This is a genomic window from Ruegeria sp. AI2 (assembly GCF_056541275.1).
On record NZ_JBQFYB010000033.1, the window covers coordinates 1 to 4,339 of the forward strand.

Annotated in this window: 3 protein-coding genes; all 3 read left to right on the plus strand. The window is 63.7% G+C overall.

What is annotated here, in order from left to right; translation table 11 throughout:
- Positions 1–981: glycine cleavage system aminomethyltransferase GcvT (gene gcvT / locus ACR0LL_RS20830; RefSeq protein ID WP_480589195.1), on the plus strand; the 981-nt coding region annotated here is incomplete at its 5' end.
- 18 nt (positions 982–999) lie between these two features.
- A complete protein-coding gene (gcvH, locus tag ACR0LL_RS20835) occupies positions 1,000–1,365 on the plus strand; it encodes a glycine cleavage system protein GcvH (protein WP_209505056.1) in 366 nt (121 codons plus the stop codon).
- Between the two features lie 114 nt (positions 1,366–1,479).
- Complete coding sequence (gene gcvP / locus ACR0LL_RS20840) at positions 1,480–4,335, plus strand: aminomethyl-transferring glycine dehydrogenase (protein WP_267364312.1); 2,856 nt, start codon at positions 1,480–1,482, stop codon at positions 4,333–4,335.
- Positions 4,336–4,339: the final 4 nt, after the last annotated feature.

The window sequence follows — 4,339 nt, forward strand, 5'->3', positions numbered from 1 at the left end:
GAGCATAAGCAGTGCCGCGAGAAGGCGGCGTTGTTTGATGTGTCGCATATGGGTCAGGTGATATTGCGGGGCGAGAATGTGGGCGAGAAGCTGGAAGCACTGTGTCCGCAGGCTTATGCGACGCTGAAGGAAGGCAAGGCGCGGTACGGGTTCTTCACCAATGCCGAAGGCGGGATCATGGATGACCTGATCGTGTCGAACGCGGGGGATCATTACTTTGTGGTGGTGAACGCGGCGCTGCGCCATCAGGACATTCCGCATATGCGCGACAATCTGGACGGGGTTGAGGTGACCGAGATCTTCGACCGCGCGCTGGTTGCGGTGCAAGGTCCCAAGGCCGAGGATGTGGTGGGCGCGCTCTGCCCTGCGGCGCGCGACCTCAAGTTCATGGAAACCACGATTGCCGACATCCTGGGTGTCGAATGCCGCATCTCGCGGCTGGGCTACACGGGCGAGGACGGGTACGAGATCTCGATCCCCGAAGACAAGGCGATCGAGATCACCCGGGCGTTCCTTGCGCATGAGGATTGCGAACCGGCGGGTCTGGGCGCGCGCGACAGCCTGCGGCTTGAAGCCGGTCTGTGCCTTTATGGCAATGACATCGATCAGAGCACCTCGCCGGTCGAGGCCAGCCTTGGCTGGGCGATGCAGAAGCGCCGCAAGGAAGAAGGCGGCTTTCCGGGTGCGGAACGTGTGCAGCGCGAACTGGCCGAGGGGCCTGCGCGCAAGCTGGTGGGCATCAAGCCCGACGGCCGCGCGCCCGCGCGTCAGGGGGTCGAGGTGCAATGCCTTGAGGGCAACACCATCGGTCAGATCACCTCGGGCAGCTTTGGCCCCACGGTCGGCGGCCCGGTTGCGATGGGCTATGTGTCCGCGGGCCATGGCGAGCCGGGCGAGAAGGTCAACCTGATCATCCGGGGCAAGGCGCAACCGGCACAGATCGTGGCGCTGCCCTTCGTCAAACAGAATTACAAGCGTTGAAGTCAGGAGAGAGACACCATGGCAACCTATTATTCCGAAGAACATGAATGGCTGGCGGTCGACGGCGACACGGCCACGCTGGGCATCACCAAACACGCGGCCGAGCAGCTGGGTGAGGTGGTCTTTGTCGAGCAGCAGGAAGTGGGCGACGAGTTCGAGAAGGATGGCGAGATCGGCGTGATCGAATCCGTCAAGGCCGCCTCCGAGCTTTACGCGCCGGTTGATGGCGAGATTACGGAAGTGAACGAGGCGCTGGCCGACAATCCCGGCGCGCTGAACGACGACCCCGAGGGCGAGGCCTGGATCTACAAGATCAAGATCGCCGATGCCGCGCAGCTGGAAGATCTGATGGACGAAGCCGGCTACAAGGCCTTCATCGGCTAAATCCGGCCCGGAGCCCCAGAGACCGGGGCTCCCTGCTTCATCTTTTTCCAAATACTCCCGCCGGAGGCTCCTGCCGTCTCCGCCGGGTCTGACCTATCCTTGAGGAGCGCTGCAATGGCCTTCAAACTGACCGATTACGAAGCCTATGACTTCGCCAATCGCCGCCACATCGGCCCGTCGCCCACCGAAATGCGCGACATGCTGCAGGTGATCGGCTTCAAGACGCTGGACCAGCTGATCGACGCCACCGTCCCGCCCGCGATCCGGCAGAAGGAACCGCTGGACTGGGGCCCGGCGATGACGGAACGCGATGCGCTCTTTCACATGAAGCAGGTGGCGGGCAAGAACAAGGTTCTGACCTCGCTGATCGGTCAGGGCTATTACGGCACCACCACCCCGGCGCCGATCCTGCGCAACATCCTGGAAAACCCGGCCTGGTACACCGCCTACACACCTTATCAGCCCGAGATCAGCCAGGGCCGGCTTGAGGCGCTGCTGAACTTCCAGACCATGGTCAGCGACCTGACCGGGCTCGATGTGGCCAACGCCTCGCTGCTCGACGAAGCCACGGCTGCGGCAGAAGCCATGGCAATGGCCAAGCGCGGCGGCCGGTCCAAGGCCAATAACGCGGCCTTCTTCGTGGATCGCAACTGTCATCCGCAGACCATCGCGGTCATCAAAACCCGCGCCGAACCCTTGGGCATCGACGTGCAGGTGGGCGATCCCGATCAGCTGGATGCAGGTGCCGTCTTTGGCGCGATCTTCCAGTATCCGGGCACCCATGGCCATGTGCGCGACTTCACGACCGAGATCGCGGCGCTGCATGAACATAACGCCATCGCCGTTGTCGCCGCCGACATCCTGTCGCTGGCGCTGCTGAAATCCCCCGGCGAGATGGGCGCGGATATCGCCATCGGCTCGACCCAGCGCTTTGGCGTGCCGATGGGCTATGGCGGCCCGCACGCCGCGTATATGGCGACCACCGACAAGCTGAAGCGCTCGATGCCGGGCCGGATCATCGGGGTCAGCATCGACAGCCGCGGCAACAAGGCCTACCGCCTGTCGCTGCAAACCCGCGAGCAGCACATCCGCCGCGAAAAGGCGAACTCGAACGTCTGCACCGCGCAGGCGCTGCTGGCTGTCATTGCCTCGATGTATGCGGTCTATCACGGACCCGACGGCATCAAGGCGATCGCGCAATCGGTGCACCGCAAGACCTCGCGCCTGGCCGCCGGTCTGGAAGAGGCGGGCTTCTCGGTCGAACCCGAGGTGTTCTTCGACACGATCACGGTCGAGGTCGGCCATCTGCAGAATGTCGTTATGGAGGCCGCCGTGGCCCGTGGCGTCAACCTGCGCAAGGTCGGCGAGACCCGCGTGGGCATCAGCCTGGACGAACAGACCCGCCCCGAGACCATCGAGGCGGTATGGGGTGCCTTCGGCATCGACCGCAAGGATGACAGCTCGAACAAGCAATACCGCCTGCCGGATTACGCGCTGCGCGAAAGCGCGTACCTGACCCACCCGATCTTCCACAAGAACCGGGCCGAGGCCGAGATCACCCGCTATATGCGCCGTCTGGCCGACCGCGACCTGGCGCTGGACCGGGCGATGATCCCGCTGGGGTCCTGCACCATGAAGCTGAACGCCACGGTCGAGATGATCCCGGTCACCTGGCCCGAGTTCGGCAACCTGCATCCTTTCGTGCCCGAAGATCAGGCGCAGGGCTACCATCAGATGATTGCGGATCTGAACGACAAGCTGTGCCAGATCACCGGGTATGACGCGATCTCCCAGCAGCCCAACTCGGGCGCGCAGGGCGAATATGCGGGCCTTCTGACCATCCGCAACTATCACTTCGCCCGCGGCGAAGGGCAGCGCAATGTCTGCCTGATCCCGACCTCGGCCCATGGTACCAACCCGGCCTCGGCGCAGATGGTGGGCTGGCAGGTTGTGCCGGTGAAATCGGATGACAAGGGCAATATCGATCTGAATGATTTCCGCGAAAAGGCGGAAAAGCATTCGGACCATCTGGCCGCCTGCATGATCACCTATCCCTCGACCCATGGCGTGTTCGAGACCACCGTGCAGGAGGTCTGCCAGATCACCCATGATCACGGCGGTCAGGTCTATATCGACGGCGCCAACATGAACGCCATGGTCGGGCTGGCACGTCCGGGTGACATTGGCGGCGATGTCAGCCACCTGAACCTGCACAAGACCTTCTGCATCCCGCATGGCGGTGGCGGCCCCGGCATGGGTCCGATCGGCGTCAAGGCGCATCTGGCCGAGCATCTGCCGGGCCACCCGGAATACGGCACCGCCGTGGGTCCGGTCTCGGCGGCACCCTTCGGCTCGCCCTCGATCCTTCCCGTCTCATGGGCCTATGTGCTGCTGATGGGCGGCGCGGGGCTGACGCAGGCCACCAAAGTGGCGATCCTGAACGCCAACTACATCGCGGCGCGGCTCAAGGACGCCTATCCGATCCTCTACACCTCGGAAACGGGTCGGGTGGCACATGAATGCATCCTCGACACAAGGCCGCTGGACGAGGCGGCGCATGTCACCGTCGACGATGTGGCCAAGCGCCTGGTCGATTCAGGCTTCCACGCCCCCACGATGAGCTGGCCGGTGGCCGGAACCCTGATGGTCGAGCCCACCGAATCCGAACCCAAGGACGAGCTCGACCGCTTCTGCGACGCCATGCTCTCGATCCGCGCGGAAGCGCAGGACATCATCGACGGCAAGATCGACGCGGAAAACAACCCGCTGAAAAACGCCCCCCACACGGTGCGTGATCTGGTCGGCGACTGGGACCGCCCCTACACCCGCGAACAGGCCTGCTTCCCTCCGGGATCCATGGGCGTCGACAAATACTGGTCCCCCGTCAACCGCGTCGACAACGCATACGGCGACCGAAACCTCGTCTGCACATGCCCACCAATGACAGAATACGAAGACGCCGCTGAGTGAAACC

What these genes read in the sequence shown, in the direction of transcription:
- gcvH (WP_209505056.1), top strand. Translation starts at nt 1,000, where the DNA reads ATGGCAACCTATTATTCCGAAGAACATGAATGGCTGGCGGTCGACGGC.
- gcvP (WP_267364312.1), top strand. Translation starts at nt 1,480, where the DNA reads ATGGCCTTCAAACTGACCGATTACGAAGCCTATGACTTCGCCAATCGC.